Source organism: Thauera sp. JM12B12 (genome assembly GCF_039614725.1).
In the GTDB taxonomy this organism is placed as follows: domain Bacteria; phylum Pseudomonadota; class Gammaproteobacteria; order Burkholderiales; family Rhodocyclaceae; genus Thauera.
This window is the reverse complement of the sequence record NZ_CP154859.1, coordinates 3,359,664-3,375,153: the sequence shown is the minus strand read 5'-3', so window position 1 is coordinate 3,375,153 and position 15,490 is coordinate 3,359,664. Positions and strand designations below refer to the sequence as shown.

13 protein-coding genes and 2 tRNA genes are annotated in these 15,490 nt (G+C 68.4%); 13 read left to right on the top strand and 2 right to left on the bottom strand.

The genetic code is table 11. The features are described from left to right. Positions 1-39: 39 nt before the first annotated feature. The 11 genes from hisS (at position 40) to AAG895_RS15245 (ending at position 10,918) form a co-directional block, all read left to right on the top strand. Positions 40-1,344 (top strand): histidine--tRNA ligase, encoded by a 1,305-nt coding sequence (gene hisS, locus AAG895_RS15295; RefSeq protein ID WP_345792845.1) that lies wholly within the window; start codon positions 40-42, stop codon positions 1,342-1,344. 2 nt (positions 1,345-1,346) lie between these two features. After that, positions 1,347-1,991 carry a tetratricopeptide repeat protein gene (locus AAG895_RS15290; protein ID WP_345792844.1) on the top strand — a complete coding sequence of 215 codons (645 nt, stop codon included), beginning with the start codon at positions 1,347-1,349 and terminating at the stop codon, positions 1,989-1,991. Positions 1,992-1,994: 3 nt separating this feature from the next. Next, positions 1,995-3,137, top strand: a complete 1,143-nt coding sequence (gene bamB, locus AAG895_RS15285; RefSeq protein ID WP_345792843.1) for an outer membrane protein assembly factor BamB — start codon at positions 1,995-1,997, stop codon at positions 3,135-3,137. 13 nt (positions 3,138-3,150) lie between these two features. After that, positions 3,151-4,479: a ribosome biogenesis GTPase Der gene (gene der, locus AAG895_RS15280; RefSeq protein ID WP_345792842.1), complete on the top strand. Its 1,329-nt coding sequence runs from the start codon at positions 3,151-3,153 to the stop codon at positions 4,477-4,479. 117 nt (positions 4,480-4,596) lie between these two features. After that, on the top strand, positions 4,597-4,833 hold the full coding sequence (gene hfq / locus AAG895_RS15275; RefSeq protein WP_281050752.1) for an RNA chaperone Hfq: 237 nt from the start codon (positions 4,597-4,599) through the stop codon (positions 4,831-4,833). A gap of 51 nt (positions 4,834-4,884) precedes the next feature. After that, positions 4,885-6,042, top strand: coding sequence for a ribosome rescue GTPase HflX (gene hflX, locus AAG895_RS15270; protein ID WP_345792841.1), 1,158 nt, complete (start codon positions 4,885-4,887; stop codon positions 6,040-6,042). A 14-nt stretch (positions 6,043-6,056) separates the two neighbouring features. Further along, positions 6,057-7,364 (top strand): FtsH protease activity modulator HflK, encoded by a 1,308-nt coding sequence (gene hflK, locus AAG895_RS15265; protein WP_345792840.1) that lies wholly within the window; start codon positions 6,057-6,059, stop codon positions 7,362-7,364. Next, entirely contained in the window at positions 7,364-8,245 is an 882-nt protein-coding gene (gene hflC, locus AAG895_RS15260) for a protease modulator HflC (RefSeq protein ID WP_345792839.1), read from the top strand. The genes hflK and hflC overlap by 1 nt, the downstream gene beginning before the upstream one ends. Before the next feature lie 7 nt (positions 8,246-8,252). Further along, positions 8,253-8,438 carry a DUF2065 domain-containing protein gene (locus AAG895_RS15255; protein ID WP_345792838.1) on the top strand — a complete coding sequence of 62 codons (186 nt, stop codon included), beginning with the start codon at positions 8,253-8,255 and terminating at the stop codon, positions 8,436-8,438. A 7-nt stretch (positions 8,439-8,445) separates the two neighbouring features. Continuing rightward, positions 8,446-9,603, top strand: a complete 1,158-nt coding sequence (locus AAG895_RS15250; protein WP_345792837.1) for an ATP phosphoribosyltransferase regulatory subunit — start codon at positions 8,446-8,448, stop codon at positions 9,601-9,603. Positions 9,604-9,607: 4 nt separating this feature from the next. Further along, a complete protein-coding gene (locus AAG895_RS15245; RefSeq protein WP_345792836.1) occupies positions 9,608-10,918 on the top strand; it encodes an adenylosuccinate synthase in 1,311 nt (436 codons plus the stop codon). Between the two features lie 188 nt (positions 10,919-11,106). Here the strand turns inward: AAG895_RS15245 and AAG895_RS15240 are convergent. Further along, positions 11,107-11,191: transfer RNA gene (locus tag AAG895_RS15240), tRNA-Leu, on the bottom strand. A 108-nt stretch (positions 11,192-11,299) separates the two neighbouring features. Continuing rightward, a tRNA-Leu gene (locus tag AAG895_RS15235) sits at positions 11,300-11,384 on the bottom strand. A 39-nt stretch (positions 11,385-11,423) separates the two neighbouring features. On the opposite strand from AAG895_RS15235, the gene rnr reads away from it, so the two are divergent. Both rnr and rlmB read left to right on the top strand, forming a co-directional pair. Continuing rightward, the gene (gene rnr, locus AAG895_RS15230; RefSeq protein WP_345792835.1) at positions 11,424-14,741 is read left to right on the top strand and encodes a ribonuclease R; all 3,318 of its coding nucleotides are present in this window, start codon (positions 11,424-11,426) and stop codon (positions 14,739-14,741) included. After that, entirely contained in the window at positions 14,734-15,486 is a 753-nt protein-coding gene (gene rlmB, locus AAG895_RS15225) for a 23S rRNA (guanosine(2251)-2'-O)-methyltransferase RlmB (protein WP_345792834.1), read from the top strand. Before rnr ends, rlmB begins: the two co-directional genes overlap by 8 nt. The last annotated feature ends 4 nt before the right edge of the window (positions 15,487-15,490 follow it).

Here is a 15,490-nt window from a genome sequence, read left to right as displayed (position 1 = left end):
ACCACCGCGCGTGAGCGCGACACAGAAGAACAGAAACACATGAGCCAGACCTTGCAGGCCGTGCGCGGGATGAACGACATCCTGCCGGCCGACGCCGAAACCTGGGAATACTTCGAAGACATCGTGCGCGACTGGCTGCAGAGCTACGGCTACCGCCCGATCCGCATGCCGCTCGTCGAGCCGACGCCGCTGTTCAAGCGCGCCATCGGCGAAGTCACCGACATCGTCGAGAAGGAGATGTACTCGTTCGAGGACGCGCTCAATGGCGAACACCTGACGCTGCGCCCGGAAGGTACGGCCTCCTGCGTGCGCGCCGCCATCCAGCACAACCTGATCCCCGCCGGTGGTCCGCAGCGCCTGTACTACTACGGGCCGATGTTCCGCCACGAGCGCCCGCAGAAGGGCCGCTACCGGCAGTTCCACCAGATCGGCGTCGAGGCGCTCGGTTTCGCCGGCGCCGACACCGATGCCGAGCTCATCCTGATGTGCGCGCGGCTGTGGGAGGACCTCGGCCTCGAGGACGTGGCGCTCGAGATCAACTCGCTCGGCGCCCCCGAGGAGCGCGCTCGTCACCGCGCGGCGCTGATCGCCTATCTCGAGCAGCACCAGGACAAGCTCGACGAGGACGGCAGGCGCCGGCTGTACACCAATCCGCTGCGCATCCTCGACACCAAGAATCCCGAGCTGCACGCGATCGTCGAGGGGGCTCCGAGGCTCGCCGACTACCTCGGCGAGGAGTCGAGGGCGCATTTCGAGGCGGTGCAGGTCTTCCTCAAGGACGCCGGCATCCCGTATCGCATCAACCACCGCCTGGTGCGCGGCCTGGATTACTACAACCGCACCGTGTTCGAGTGGGTCACCACGCGCCTGGGCGCGCAGGGCACGATCTGCGCCGGCGGGCGCTACGACGGCCTGTTCGAGCAGCTCGGCGGCAAGCCGCAGCCGGCGGCCGGTTTCGCGATCGGCATCGAGCGCCTGCTGCTGCTGTGGAAGGAGTGCGGGGGTGAGGCCGAGCGCTCGGTGCCCGACGCCTACGTGGTCAGCGTCGGCGACACCGCCCAGCGTCTGGCCATGCGCGCCGCCGAGGCGCTGCGCGAGCATGGCTTCGCGGTGCTGATGCACTGCGGCGGTGGCAGCTTCAAGTCGCAGATGAAGAAGGCCGACGCCAGCGAGGCGCCGGTGGCGATCGTGATCGGCGAGGACGAGGCGCTGGCGGGCGAGGTCGGCCTCAAGCCGCTGCGCGGCGGCGGCGCCCAGCAGCGCGTCACGCTCGAGGCCCTGCCCGAGGCGATGGCGGCCTTGCTGTACAGCGAACAATCCGAACAGGACGAACAAGGGGCTTGACGATGGCGGTCTACGATCTCGAAGAACAGGAACAGATTTCCGAACTCAAGGCGTGGTGGGCGCAGTACGGCAACATCGTCGTCACCATCGCGGCCGTTGCCGCCCTCGCCTCGGTGGGCTGGCAGGGCTGGAACTGGTACCAGAACCGCAATGCCGGCGAGGCCGCGGTGCTCTATTACGGCGTGCAGCAGGCCGCCGAGCAGCAGGACGTGCAGAAGGCCCGCGAGGCAGCCGGCCGGCTGATCGGCGAGCATGGCGGCAGCGTCAGTGCCCAGCTCGGCGCGCTGCTGTCGGCGGCGCTGCAGTTCGAGTCCGGCGATCTCGCCAACGCACGCGCGCAGCTCGAATGGGCGGCCGACAAAGGCAAGGATGCCGCGCTGCGCGACCTCGCGCGTCTGCGCCTGGCCGCGGTGCTGCTGCAGCAGGGAGAACTCGACGCCGCACTCGCCCGCCTGCAGGCCGCACCGACCGCGGCCTACAAGGCGCGTTTCGACGATCTGCGCGGCGACATCCTGGCTGCCCAGGGCAAGTCCGCCGAGGCGCGTGCCGCCTGGCAGGCCGCCATCGACAGCCTCGCCAGCGAAGGCGAGGAAGCCGTCACCCTGCGCGAAGTCGTGCGCGTGAAACTCGAATCCCTCGGAGCCTGATCGATGAAAGCCTCGTCGCTGCGTATCGTCCCGATTCTCGCTGCCGTGCTGCTGAGCGCGGGGTGCGCGTCGCTGAATCCTTTCGCCAGCTCGGCGGCGAAGCCCGCACCGCTGGTCGACTTCACGCCTTCAGCCGAACTCGCAAGCGTGTGGCGCGCCAACATCGGGGAAGCGGGGCCCTACCGCTTCCAGCCCGCGGTGTGGAGCGATGCGGTGTTTGCCGCGAGCCATGATGGCGACGTCGCCCGCTTCGAGGGCGGCGGCCAGGTGTGGCGCATCGATACCGACACCCGGCTCTCGGCGGGTGTGGGCACCGATGGCCGTCTCGCCGTGGTGGCAGCAACCAGTGGCGCGGTGATTGCGCTCGATGCGGCCACCGGCAGCGAGCGCTGGCGCGCCGAGGTCGGGGCGGAAGTGCTCGCCCCTCCGGCGGTCAGCCTCGACCTCGTGGTCGTGCGCGCCTCCGACAACCGCCTGATCGCGCTCGATGCCCGCGATGGCAGCCGGCGTTGGGTGTATCAGCGCAACAATCCGCCGCTTGCCCTGCGCAGCTTCGCCGCGGTCGTCATCGAGGGGCCGGTGGTGCTCGCCGGCTTCCCGGGCGGCAAGCTGGCGGTGATCAACCTCGCCAACGGCGGCGCGATCACCGAGCTCAATGTCGCGGTGCCGCGCGGTTCGACCGAACTCGAGCGCGTCGCCGACGTCGCCGGCACGCCGGTGGTCGGACGTCGCGAGGTGTGCGCGGTCGCCTTCCAGGGGCGCGCTGCCTGCTTCGACACCTCGAACGGCAACGCGATCTGGGCGCGCGATTTCTCCAGCAGCGTCGGCATGGACCGCGATGCCCGCTTCGCCATGATCACCGACGAGCGCGATGCGGTGCAGGCGCTCGACGCCTACAGCGGTGCCAGCGTATGGAAGCAGGACGCGCTCGCCCGGCGCAAGGTGTCACGGCCGTTGATCGTCGGCGATCATGTCGCGGTCGGCGACGTCGAGGGCTATGTCCATCTGTTGAACCGCGAGACCGGCGCCTTCGAGGCGCGCGACCGTGCCGGCAGCGATGCGATCGCCGCCGACCCGGTGCCGCTCGGTCGCGGCTTCGTCGTCCAGGACCAGGACGGCGACATCACTGCGTACGAAGTGCGCTGAGGCACCCGAGCAAGTGAAACCCACCATCGTTCTGGTCGGCCGGCCCAATGTCGGCAAATCGACCCTGTTCAACCGCCTCACGCGCACGCGTGACGCCCTCGTCGCCGATCAGCCCGGTCTCACCCGCGACCGCCACTACGGCATCGGCCGCGTCGGCGACCGCGACTATCTGGTCGTCGATACCGCGGGTTTCGATCCCGTGGCCAAGGACGGCATCATGCACGAGATGGCGCGCCAGGCGGAGCAGGCGATCGCCGAGGCGGACGTCCTGCTGTTCCTCGTCGACGGCCGCGCCGGGCGCACGCCCCACGACGAGAACATCGCCGCCCGCCTGCGTCGCGCCGGACGTCCGGTGCATCTGGTCGTCAACAAGGCCGAGGGCCTCGACCGCGCGATCGTCGCCGCCGACTTCCATGCGCTCGGCCTCGGCGATCCGCTGCCGGTGTCGGCCGCGCATGGCGACGGCGTCAAGCAACTGGTCGAGCTCGTTCTGGCGCCGTTCCCGGCCGACGACGAGAAGCCATCGTCGGAAGACGAGGGGCCCAGGGTGGCGATCGTCGGCCGCCCCAACGTCGGCAAGTCGACCCTGGTCAATACCCTGCTCGGCGAGGAGCGCGTGATCGCCTTCGACATGCCGGGCACGACCCGCGATGCGATCGCGATCCCCTTCGAGCGTGGTGGCAAGCGCTACACGCTGATCGACACCGCCGGCCTGCGCCGACGTGGCAAGGTGTTCGAGGCGGTCGAGAAGTTCTCCGTCATCAAGACCCTGCAGGCGGTGCAGGAGTCCAACGTGGTCGTGCTCGTGCTCGACGCCGCGCAGGACATCTCCGACCAGGACGCGCACATCGCGGGTTTCGCGCTCGAGGCCGGTCGTGCGCTGGTGGTGGCGATCAACAAGTGGGACGCGGTGGACGACTATCGGCGGGAGCGCCTGAAGCTCGATCTCGGACGCAAGCTCGCCTTCCTGTCTTTCGCGCGTTTCCACCAGATTTCGGCGCTCAAGTCGGAGGGCATCGGGGGGCTGCTCAAATCGGTGGATGCGGCCTATGCGGCGGCGACTGCCGACCTGTCCACGCCGCGCCTCACGCGCGCGCTGCAGCAGGCTGTCGCCCGCCAGGCGCCGCCGCGCCACGGCATGGCGCGCCCGAAGATGCGCTACGCCCACCAGGGCGGCATGAATCCGCCGGTGATCGTGATCCACGGCAACGCGCTCGACGACATCCCTCAGTCCTATGTGCGCTACCTGGAGCGCTGCTTCATGGAGGCGTTCAAACTGCAGGGCACGCCCTTGCGCATCCAGTTCCGCACCACGCACAATCCCTACGCTTCAAGGGCCTGATCACTTTTTCCGGCAAGAACCCGTTTCCACACCCGGATTTCGTTGCATACTGCGATGCGGCAGTGCAGCAATGGCATCCATAACATTCTTATAAACACAAGATAAAGAGGTTCAGCAATGAGCAATAAAGGGCAACTTCTACAAGACCCCTTCCTCAACACCCTGCGTCGCGAACACATTCCGGTGTCCATCTACCTCGTGAACGGCATCAAGCTGCAGGGCCAGGTCGAGTCCTTCGACCAGTACGTCGTTCTGCTCAAGAACACCGTGACGCAGATGGTCTACAAGCACGCCATCTCGACCGTGGTGCCGGCCCGTCCGGTCGTCATCCAGCAGGAAGAGGGCAGCAACTGAGGCCGCTCATGACGCGGCGCGGCCGGCGCGATCCGGTCGCGGGAGGCACGCATGTTTGAGCGTCCCGCCTCCGGTGAGCGTGCGGTTCTCGTCCAGCTCGACCTCGGTCAGGGCGCGATCGACGAGCGCCTCTCCGAACTCAAGCTGCTCGTCCTCAGTGCGGGAGCGAGCGTCGAGGCCGTGGTGCAGGGCAAGCGCGCCGCGCCCGATCCGAAGCTCTTCGCCGGCAGCGGCAAGGTCCAGGAGATCGGCGAGGCCCTGCGCGCGCACGGCGCCGATATCGTGATCTTCAATCACGCGCTGTCGCCGGCGCAGCAGCGCAACCTCGAGCGCGAGTTGCAGTGCATGGTCATCGATCGCACCGCGCTGATCCTCGACATCTTCGCCCAGCGCGCGCGCAGCCACGAAGGCAAGCTGCAGGTCGAACTCGCCCAGCTCGAGCATCTGGCCACGCGGCTGGTGCGCGGCTGGACTCACCTCGAGCGCCAGAAGGGTGGCATCGGCCTGCGCGGACCGGGCGAGAAGCAGCTCGAGACCGACCGCCGCCTGCTCGGCAACCGGGTCAAGATGCTCAAGTCCCGCCTCGCGCAGATCGAGAAGCAGCGCAAGGTTCGCCGCCGCGCAAGGGAACGCCGCGACGTTCTGTCGGTCTCTCTCGTCGGTTACACCAATGCGGGCAAGTCGACGCTGTTCAATGCGATGACGAAGGCGGGGGCCTATGCGGCCGACCAGCTCTTCGCGACGCTCGACACCACGTCCCGTCGTCTGTATGTCGGCGGCGAGCAGGGTGGCGTCAATGTCGTGCTGTCGGACACCGTCGGCTTCATCCGCGACCTTCCGCATGCGCTGGTCGCGGCGTTCCAGGCGACACTCGAGGAAACCGCGCACGCCGACCTGCTGCTTCATGTGGTGGATTCGGCGAGCGAGGATCGTGACGCCCAGATCGAGGCGGTGAACCAGGTCCTTGCCGAGATCGGGGCGGCCGACGTGCCGCAGATCCTGGTGTGGAACAAGATCGACCTTACTCGGGCCGCGCCGGCGGTCGAGCGGGGCGACTGTGATAAGATCAGGCGCATTTTTTTGAGCGCCCGAACGGGGGAAGGTCTCGGCCTGCTTCGCGACGCGCTTGCCGAAGTGGCTCAGCAGACCTTTGGTGACAACGCCGTCCGGCTCGCCGGACTGGCCGACGAGCGACCAGAACAAACGTGATAACAGGCATTCTCATGTCACTCAATGATCCACGCTGGGGTGGCCAGGGCGGCGGCGATGGCGACCGCAACGACGGCAATCGCGGCGACGACAACCGCAACGACGACCAGCGCGGCGACCGCAATCGTGGCCCCAACCAGGGCCCGCCCGACCTCGAGGAGGTGTGGCGCGACTTCAACCAGCGCCTGACCGGCATGTTCGGCGGCAAGCGCGGCGGTCGCGGCGGTGGCGCCGGCGGCGGAGGTGGTGGCGGCGCGCCGCAACTGCCGAGCTTCTCCTTCAAGCAGTTCGGCGGCGGCATCGGCGTGCTGCTGGTGCTCGTGCTGGTCGTGTGGCTGGCGAGCGGCTTCTACACGGTCGATGCCAACCAGCGTGGCGTCGTCCTGCGCCTCGGCAAGTACGTCGCCACCACCGAGCCCGGCCTGCGCTGGCGCTTGCCGGCGCCCTTCGAAACCCATGAGATCGTCGATCTCACCGGGGTGCGCACCGTCGAGGTGGGCTATCGCGGTTCCGAGCGCAACAAGGTCCTGCGCGAGTCGCTGATGCTCACCGACGACGAGAACATCATCAACATCCAGTTCGCGGTGCAGTACGTCCTGAACAGCCCCGAGAACTACGTCTTCAACAACCGCTTCCCCGACGAGGCGGTGGCGCAGGCCGCCGAGACCGGCATGCGCGAGATCGTCGGCAAGAGCCGCATGGACTTCGTGCTCTACGAGGGGCGCGAGGAGATCGCGACCACCGCGCACGAGCTCATGCAGCGCATCCTCGACCGCTACGAGACCGGCATCCAGATCAGCCGCGTGACCATGCAGAACGCCCAGCCGCCCGAGCAGGTGCAGGCCGCGTTCGATGATGCGGTCAAGGCCGGCCAGGACCGCGAGCGCCAGAAGAACGAGGGCGAGGCCTACGCCAACGACGTCGTGCCGCGTGCGCGTGGTACCGCGTCCCGCCTCGTCGAGGAAGCCAATGCCTACCGCGAGCGCGTCGTCGCCAACGCAGAAGGTGAGGCGAGCCGCTTCAGACAGGTGTTCGCCGAATACAGCCGCGCGCCGGAAGTTACCCGCGAACGCCTGTACCTCGACACGATGCAGCAGGTCATGGCCAGCACCTCCAAGGTCATGATCGACGCGCAGGGCAACGGCAACCTGCTGATGCTGCCGCTCGACAAGCTCATGCAGCAGGCGGGCGCCAAGCCTGCCGCCGCGCAGCCGCAGCCCGACTCGCAGTCGGCCGCCGGCCTCGCGGCCAACGCGCCGGTGCCGGGCTTCGATCCGCGCAACCGGGAAGGAATGTTCAGTCGTGAGCGGGGAGTGCGCTGATGCGTGACAAGATGTCCCTGATCGGCGGCACGCTGCTGCTGATCGTCGTGATCGCTTCGATGTCGCTGTTCACCGTAGACCAGCGCCAGTACGCGATCGTGTTCCAGCTTGGCGAGGTCAAGGAGGTCATCTCCGAGCCCGGCCTCAACGTCAAGCTGCCCTTCATCCAGAACGTGCGCTACTTCGACAAGCGCATCCTGACGATGGACACGCCCGAGCCCGAGCGTTTCATCACCTCCGAGAAGAAGAACGTGCTGGTCGACCACTTCGTGAAGTGGCGCATCGTCGACCCGCAGCTCTACTACGAGTCGGTGGCGGGTGACGAGGCGCGCGCGCGGACCCGGCTCACGCAGACCGTCAATGCCGGCCTGCGCGAGGAGTTCGGACGGCGGACGGTGCACGACGTGGTCTCCGGAGAGCGGGATACGATCATGGAGCAGATGCGCGAGCGCGCCGACCGCGATGCCCGCACCATCGGCGTGCAGATCGTGGACGTCCGCCTGAAGCGGGTCGACCTGCCCAACGAGGTGTCCGAGTCGGTCTATCGCCGCATGGAGGCCGAGCGCAAGCGGGTGGCCAACGAGCTGCGCTCGCTGGGTGCCGCGGAGGCCGAGCGCATCCGCGCCGACGCCGACCGCCAGCGCGAGGTCATCATCGCCGAAGCCTATCGCTCCTCGCAGGAGATCATGGGTGAGGGCGACGCGCGCGCCACGGCGATCTACGCCGACGCCTTCGGCAAGGATCGCGAGTTCTACTCCTTCTACCGCAGCCTCGAGGCCTACCGTTCGAGCTTCTCGGGCAAGGACGACGTGCTGGTGCTCGATCCGAGCTCGGACTTCTTCCGCTTCATGAAGGACGCCGGAGGCGCGCCGCGCAACTGACGTCCTCATGGGAAGCTCGCTCCTCACGGCCTTCGCGCTGATGCTGATCATCGAAGGCCTGTTGCCCTTCATCGCGCCAGCCGCCTGGCGCGAAACTTTTTTGCGTCTCGCCAGCATGGCTGACGGTCAGATCCGTTTCATCGGCCTGACCTCCATGCTGGTCGGGACGATCCTGCTCTTTCTTTTCCTCTGACACGCTCATGCGCTGGGTACTGCCCGACCACATCCAGGACGCCCTGCCGTCCGATGCCCACCAGATCGAGGCGCTGCGCCGCCGGTTGCTCGACGCCTTCCGGGTGCGCGGCTACCAGCTCGTGATCCCGCCGCTGCTCGAGTATCTCGACTCGCTGACCACCGGCGCCGGGGAGGATCTCAAGCTACGCACCTACAAGCTGGTCGACCAGTTGTCGGGGCGCAGCATGGGTGTGCGTGCCGACATGACGCCGCAAGTCACCCGTATCGATGCGCACCTGCTCAACCGCAGGGGTGTTTCACGGCTGTGCTATTGCGGCAGCGTGCTCCACACCCTGCCGTCTTCGCTGACCGCCACGCGCGAGCCGCTGCAGCTCGGCGCCGAGCTCTACGGCCATGCCGGGATCGAGGCGGATGTCGAGATCCTGCGTCTGCTCGCCGAGGTGCTGCGCCTGGCCGAAGTGCCGGCGTCGCGCATCGACATCGGTCACGTCGGCATCTTCCATGCGCTGGCCGCGCGTGCCGGGCTGGTGCCCGGGCGCGAGCGGGAGCTGTTCGATCTGCTGCAGGCGAAGGACGTGCCCGAGCTCAAGCGCATGCTCGCCGACGTCGCCGAGCCGGCGCGCAGCGCGCTGCTTGCGCTGCCCGAGCTCTATGGCGGACCGGATGTGCTCGACGAGGCTGCGGCGCGTCTGCCGCAGGACGCGGAGATCGGGCGCCTGCTCGGCGAACTCCGCCAGCTGGCGGCGGCGCTCGCGGACCTGCCGGTGAGTTTCGATCTCGCCGACCTGCGCGGCTACAACTATCACAGCGGAGTCGTGTTCGCGGCCTATGGCGCGGAGTCGCCGGCCGCGCTCGCGCTCGGCGGCCGTTACGACCGTGTCGGGGAGGCCTTTGGTCGCGCCCGTCCGGCGGTGGGTTTCAGCCTCGACCTGCGCGAGCTCGTGTGGCGCCTGCCGAGCACGAGCACGATGGCCGGTGCCGTGCTCGCCCCGCTGGACGGCGATGGCGCACTCGCTGCCGAAGTGGCGGCCTTGCGCGCCCGTGGCGAGATCGTGCTCAACGCACTGCCCGGACATGATGGAACTTGGAACGAAGCCGGCTGCGACCGGCAACTGGTGAAGCGGGGCGATCGCTGGGCGGTCGTGCCGTTACAGGGAGAGTAAGAAAATGGCAAAGAACGTCGTCGTTGTCGGTACCCAATGGGGCGATGAGGGCAAAGGCAAGATCGTCGACTGGCTGACCGACCACGCGAAAGGGGTCGTGCGCTTCCAGGGCGGTCACAACGCCGGTCACACGCTGGTGATCGGTCAGAACGAGTACAAGCTCAACCTCGTGCCCTCGGGCATCGTGCGTGAAGGCGTGGCCTGTTTCATCGGCAATGGGGTGGTGCTCGATGCGCATCACCTGCTGTCCGAGATCCGCACCCTCGAGGCTGGCGGCATCAAGGTGCGCGAGCGCCTGCGCATCAGCCCGGGTTGCCCGCTGATCCTCGGCTACCATGCCGCGCTCGATCGCGCGCGCGAGGCCGCGAAGTCGGCCGGCGACAAGATCGGCACCACCGGCAAGGGCATCGGCCCGACCTACGAGGACAAGGTCGCGCGCCGCGCGCTGCGCGTCTATGACCTCTTCGACCGCGAGCGTTTCGCTGCCAAGCTCAAGGCCAACCTCGAGTACCACAACTTCGTGCTCACCCAGCACCTGGGCGCCGAGGCGGTGGACTTCCAGCCGGTGTTCGACCAGGCCATGGCGGACGCCGAGGAACTGCTGCCGATGGTGGCCGACGTCTCGGCCGAGCTGTACGCGATCAACAAGTCCGGTGGCTCGCTGCTGTTCGAGGGCGCGCAGGGCACGCTGCTCGACATCGACCACGGCACCTATCCGTTCGTGACCTCGAGCAACTGCGTCGCCGGTCAGGCTGCGGCGGGTTCGGGCGTGGGTCCGAGCCGCCTGCACTATGTTCTCGGCATCACCAAGGCCTACTGCACGCGTGTCGGGGGCGGACCGTTCCCGACCGAGCTCGACATCGAGACCAAAGGCGCGCCCGGCGAACAGATGTCGACCAAGGGGCGCGAGTTCGGCACCGTCACCGGCCGCAAGCGCCGCTGCGGCTGGCTGGATCTGGCCGCGCTCAAGCGCTCGATCATCATCAACGGCGTCACCGGCCTGTGCATCACCAAGCTCGACGTGCTCGACGGGTTGCCGGAGCTCAAGCTGTGCACCGGCTACATGCTCGACGGCAAGCGCATCGACCTGCTGCCGATGGGCTCGGAGGAGGTCACGCGCTGCGAGCCCATCTACGAGACCATGAAGGGCTGGAGCGGCACCACCTTCGGCGCGCAGAGCTGGGACGCGCTGCCGCAGGAGGCGCGTGCTTACCTGCACCGCATCGAGGAGATCTGCGAGATCCCGATCGACGTGATTTCCACTGGCCCCGAGCGCGACGAAACCATCCTGCGTCGCCATCCGTTTGGCGCCTGACCGGGCTTTGCCGGCCGAACGGTGCGCCGCGGTGGGCATGGGCACCGTGGGAGCGGGCTTGCCCGCGAATGTCACCTGCACCGCAGGTGTTCGCGGGCAAGCCCGCCCCCACGGCGCTCGCGGCACGCGCCTCGCGAGCTGGGCGGTGAACGAAAAAAGCCGGCTGTCAGCCGGCTTTTCCCTGCGTATGGTGCCCAGAAGAGGACTCGAACCTCCACGCCTCGCGGCGCTAGTACCTGAAACTAGTGCGTCTACCAATTCCGCCATCTGGGCAGGGACGCGCATAATAGCAAAGGCTTTGGCGTCGGGAAAGGATTTTGTTCCGTTCCGCGCCGTGAACAAACAAAAAAGCCGCTCTGAAGAGCGGCTTTCCCGTGAAACTGGTGCCCAGAAGAGGACTCGAACCTCCACGCCTCGCGGCGCTAGTACCTGAAACTAGTGCGTCTACCAATTCCGCCATCTGGGCAAGAAGACGCGAATTATAAGTACGAAAAGAAGATTGTCAATGACTCGCAAAACGAAAAAAACCGAAAAGAAGCACGGCGCCCGGACCCCCAGCCACAAGGCGGCCACCTCGTCCACAAGGCACTCGCCGCGCCGCGAACAGCCAGGCCGCGGGGGAGAGGACCTCGCGAGGTCCGCCGTCGAGCCTGCGCAGCACGCGGGCGCCACTGCGGTGCGCGGCCCCGGCCGCAGCCGCGCGGCGCGCAAGGCGGCAGCGGCGCAGGCGAGCGCCATCCGCCTCGCCGATCCCTTCCACGCCCGCGAGACCCTGCAGTACGAGAACCCGCTGCCCAGCCGTGAATACGTGCTGCAGATCCTCGCCGAGCGCGGCGTGCCGATGCCCTTCGCCGAGCTTGCCGCCGCACTCGACATCGCGCCGCACGAGCTCGACTTCTTCGACCGCCGCCTGCGCGCGATGGAGCGTGACGGCCAACTCGTCCGCAACCGCCGCGACGCCTACCTGCTGCCGGCCAAGGCCGACCTGATCAAGGGCCGCGTCGAGGGCCACCCCGACGGCTTCGGCTTCGTGCGCCGCGACGACGGCGAGCCCGACATCTTCCTCGGCCCCAAGGAGATGCGCGAGGTGCTGCACGGCGACCGCGTGATCGTGCGCATCGCCGGCCAGGACCGCCGCGGTCGCCCCGAGGGCAAGCTGGTCGAGATCCTCGAGCGCGCCAACTCGCGCGTCGTAGGGCGCGTGATCAACGAGCACGGCGTGATGATCGTCGTGCCCGAGAACCGCCGCCTGGCGCAGGACATCCTGGTCGCCCCGGGCGGGCGCAAGAAGCCCGAGCCGGGCCAGATCGTCACCGTGGAGCTGGTCGAGCAGCCCACCAAGTTCGCCCAGCCGATCGGGCGCATCGTCGAGGTGCTCGGCAACTACGCCGACCCCGGCATGGAGATCGAAATCGCGCTGCGCAAGCACGACCTGCCCTTCGACTTTTCGTCCGAGGCCAAGGCGCAGACGCGCAAGCTGCCCGACACCGTGCGCAAGAAGGACTGGGCCGGCCGCGAGGACCTCACCAAGTTGCCGCTGGTCACCATCGACGGCGAGACCGCGAAGGACTTCGACGACGCGGTGTACTGCGAGCGGCAGGGCAAGGGCTACCGCCTGATCGTCGCCATCGCCGACGTCTCGCACTACGTCGACGCCGCCAGCGCGCTCGACAAGGACGCCTTCGACCGCGGCAACTCGGTCTACTTCCCGCGCCGCGTCATCCCGATGCTGCCCGAGAAGCTCTCCAACGGCCTGTGTTCGCTCAATCCGCAGGTCGAGCGCCTGGCGATGGTGGCCGACATGGCCATCTCGGCCAACGGCGAAATCAAGAACTACCGCTTCTACCCCGCGGTGATCTGGTCGCATGCGCGCCTGACCTACACCAGGGTCGCCGCCGCGCTCTACGACAAGGACCCGGCGGTGCGCGCCGAACTCGGCGCGCTGCTGCCCCACCTTGAGAACCTCGACGCGCTGTTCCGCGTGCTGCTGAAGGCGCGCGCCAAGCGCGGCGCGATCGACTTCGAGACCACCGAGACGCGGATGATCTTCGATGACAACGGCAAGATCGCGCAGATCGTGCCCGAGGTGCGCAACGACGCCCACCGCCTGATCGAGGAGTGCATGCTCGCCGCCAACGTGTGCGCCTCCGACTTCCTCGCCAGCCGCGAGCATCCGGCGCTGTATCGCATCCACGACTCCCCCTCCGAGGACAAGCTCGCCAAGCTGCGCGAGTTCCTCAAGGAGTTCGGCCTCGGCCTGGGCGGGGGCGACGAGCCGCGTGCGAGCGACTTCGCAAAGCTGCTCGAGCAGGTCAAGGACCGCCCCGATGCGCAGCTGCTGCAGACCGTGATGCTGCGCTCGTTGAAGCAGGCGATGTACAGCCCGGACAACGTCGGCCACTTCGGTCTCGCCTACGAGTCCTACACCCACTTCACCTCGCCGATCCGGCGCTATCCCGACCTGCTGATCCACCGCGGCATCAAGGCCGCGCTCGGCGGTGAGCAATACCGCCCCGGCGACTGGGAGCAGATCGGCCTGCACTGCTCGATGACCGAGCGCCGCGCCGACGAGGCCACCCGCGAAGTGGTCGCCTTCCTCAAGTGCTACTTCATGCAGGACCGCGTTGGCGAGGAGTTCACCGGCAGCGTGTCGGCGGTCGTGCCCTTCGGCCTCTTCGTCGCGCTCGACGACATCTTCATCGAGGGCCTGCTGCACATCTCCGACCTCGGCAGCGACTACTTCCACTACGACGAGACGCGCCACGCCCTCATGGGCGAGCGCACCGGCAAGCAGTTCCGCCTGTCGGACCGGGTGAAGGTGCAACTGGTGCGCGTCGACATGGCGACCAACAAGATCGACTTCCGCCTGATCGAAGGGCCGCTGCCGGTCGCGCCGAAGGCGCCCGCGCAGCCCGCCGAGCCGGTGGCTGCGGCCGCCCTCCCGGAAGCCGGGAAGAAGGCGCGCAAGCCGCGCGCGAAGAAGGGCGCGGCCGAGCCGGTGGTCGACGCTGCGCCTGCGCAGCCCATCGAGGCCCCGACCGTGCAGTCGCCGGTCCCCGCTGCAGAGCCCGCCACGGCGAAGTCCCGCAGCAAGGGTGGGAAGAAGTCGGCCGCCGAGCCGGTGGCGGAACTCGCGACTGCGCCCGCCGCTGATGTCCCGGCCCGTGTCGCCGCGGCGGCCGAGCCCAAGGCGCGCAGCAAACGTGCGAAGAAAGCCGCCGCGAACCAGGCCGCCGAGGCGGCACCTGCGCCGGTCGAGGACGGCCTCGCTGCCGTTCCCGAGCCCGTTGCGGCCCAGAGCCGCAGCAAGCGTGCGAAGAAGGCCGCGGCGGAACCTGTCGGCGAGGTGGCGCCGGCGCCGATTGTGGCGCCTGCGGCCGTCGCCACGGCGTCCGCCACGCCCCCGGCGTCCAAGCCGCGTGCCGCGCGCGCGAAAAAGACGGCCGTCAACCCGGCCGTCGAAGTGCCCGTCGCCGTGCCGGAGGTGGCCGAACCGAAGCCCCGCAAGTCACGGGCGAGGAGGGCCGCCGTCGCGCCGGTCGTCGAGACGCTCGCCGCGGCGCAGGAGCCCGCTCAGGCGAAACCGCGCAAGGCAGGCGCAAAGAAGGCAGCAGCCGAAACGGCTGCCGCTCCGGTAGCCCCGGCTGCGCGCCCGGAGCCCTCCGAGCCCAAACCCCGCAAGGTGCGTGCAAAGAAGGCCGCCGCCGCACCGGTCGCCGCAGCCGCAGCCGAGGCGCTAGAATCCGCGCCCCCGACTCCGACTGCAGCCCCGGCCCGCCGAGCCGGCCGCAAGACCACCCCCAAGGGCTCCGACCGTGGCTAAGACACCCGACAATACCTCCACCAAGCTGATCTACGGCTTCCACGCCGTCTCCGCCAAGCTGCGCCACGCGCCCGATGCGGTGCTGGAGGTCTTCCTCTCCGCCGACCGCAAGGACGCGCGGGTGAAGAAGTTCCTCGCCCAGGCCGAGGCCGCCGGCGTGCGCATCAGCCAGGCCGAGGGCGACAAGCTCGATGGCCTAGTCGGCACCCGCCGTCACCAGGGCGTGGTGGCCAAGGTCGACGCCACCCGGCGCGACATCAAGCTCGCCGACGTGCTCGACAGCCTGGACGAGAACGCGCTCATCCTCGTCCTCGACGGCGTGCAGGACCCGCACAACCTCGGCGCCTGCCTGCGCGTGGCCGACGCCGCCGGGGCACACGCCGTGGTCGCGCCCAAGGACCGCGCGGTGGGGCTCAATGCCACCGCGGTCAAGGTCGCCAGCGGCGCCGCCGACACCGTGCCCTACATCACCGTCACGAACCTCGCCCGTGCGCTGCGCGAGATGCAGGAGGCCGGCGTGTGGGTGGTCGGCGCTGCCGGCGAGGCCGACAAGTCCCTCTACGACATCGACCAGAAGGTGCCGGTGGCCTGGGTGCTCGGCGCCGAAGGCGACGGCTTGCGTCGCCTCACCCGTGAGACCTGCGACGAGCTCGCCCGCATCCCGATGCACGGCAGCGTCGAGAGCCTGAACGTCTCGGTCGCCAGCGGCATCTGCCTCTTCGAAGCCCGCCGCCAGCGCGGCTGACGAT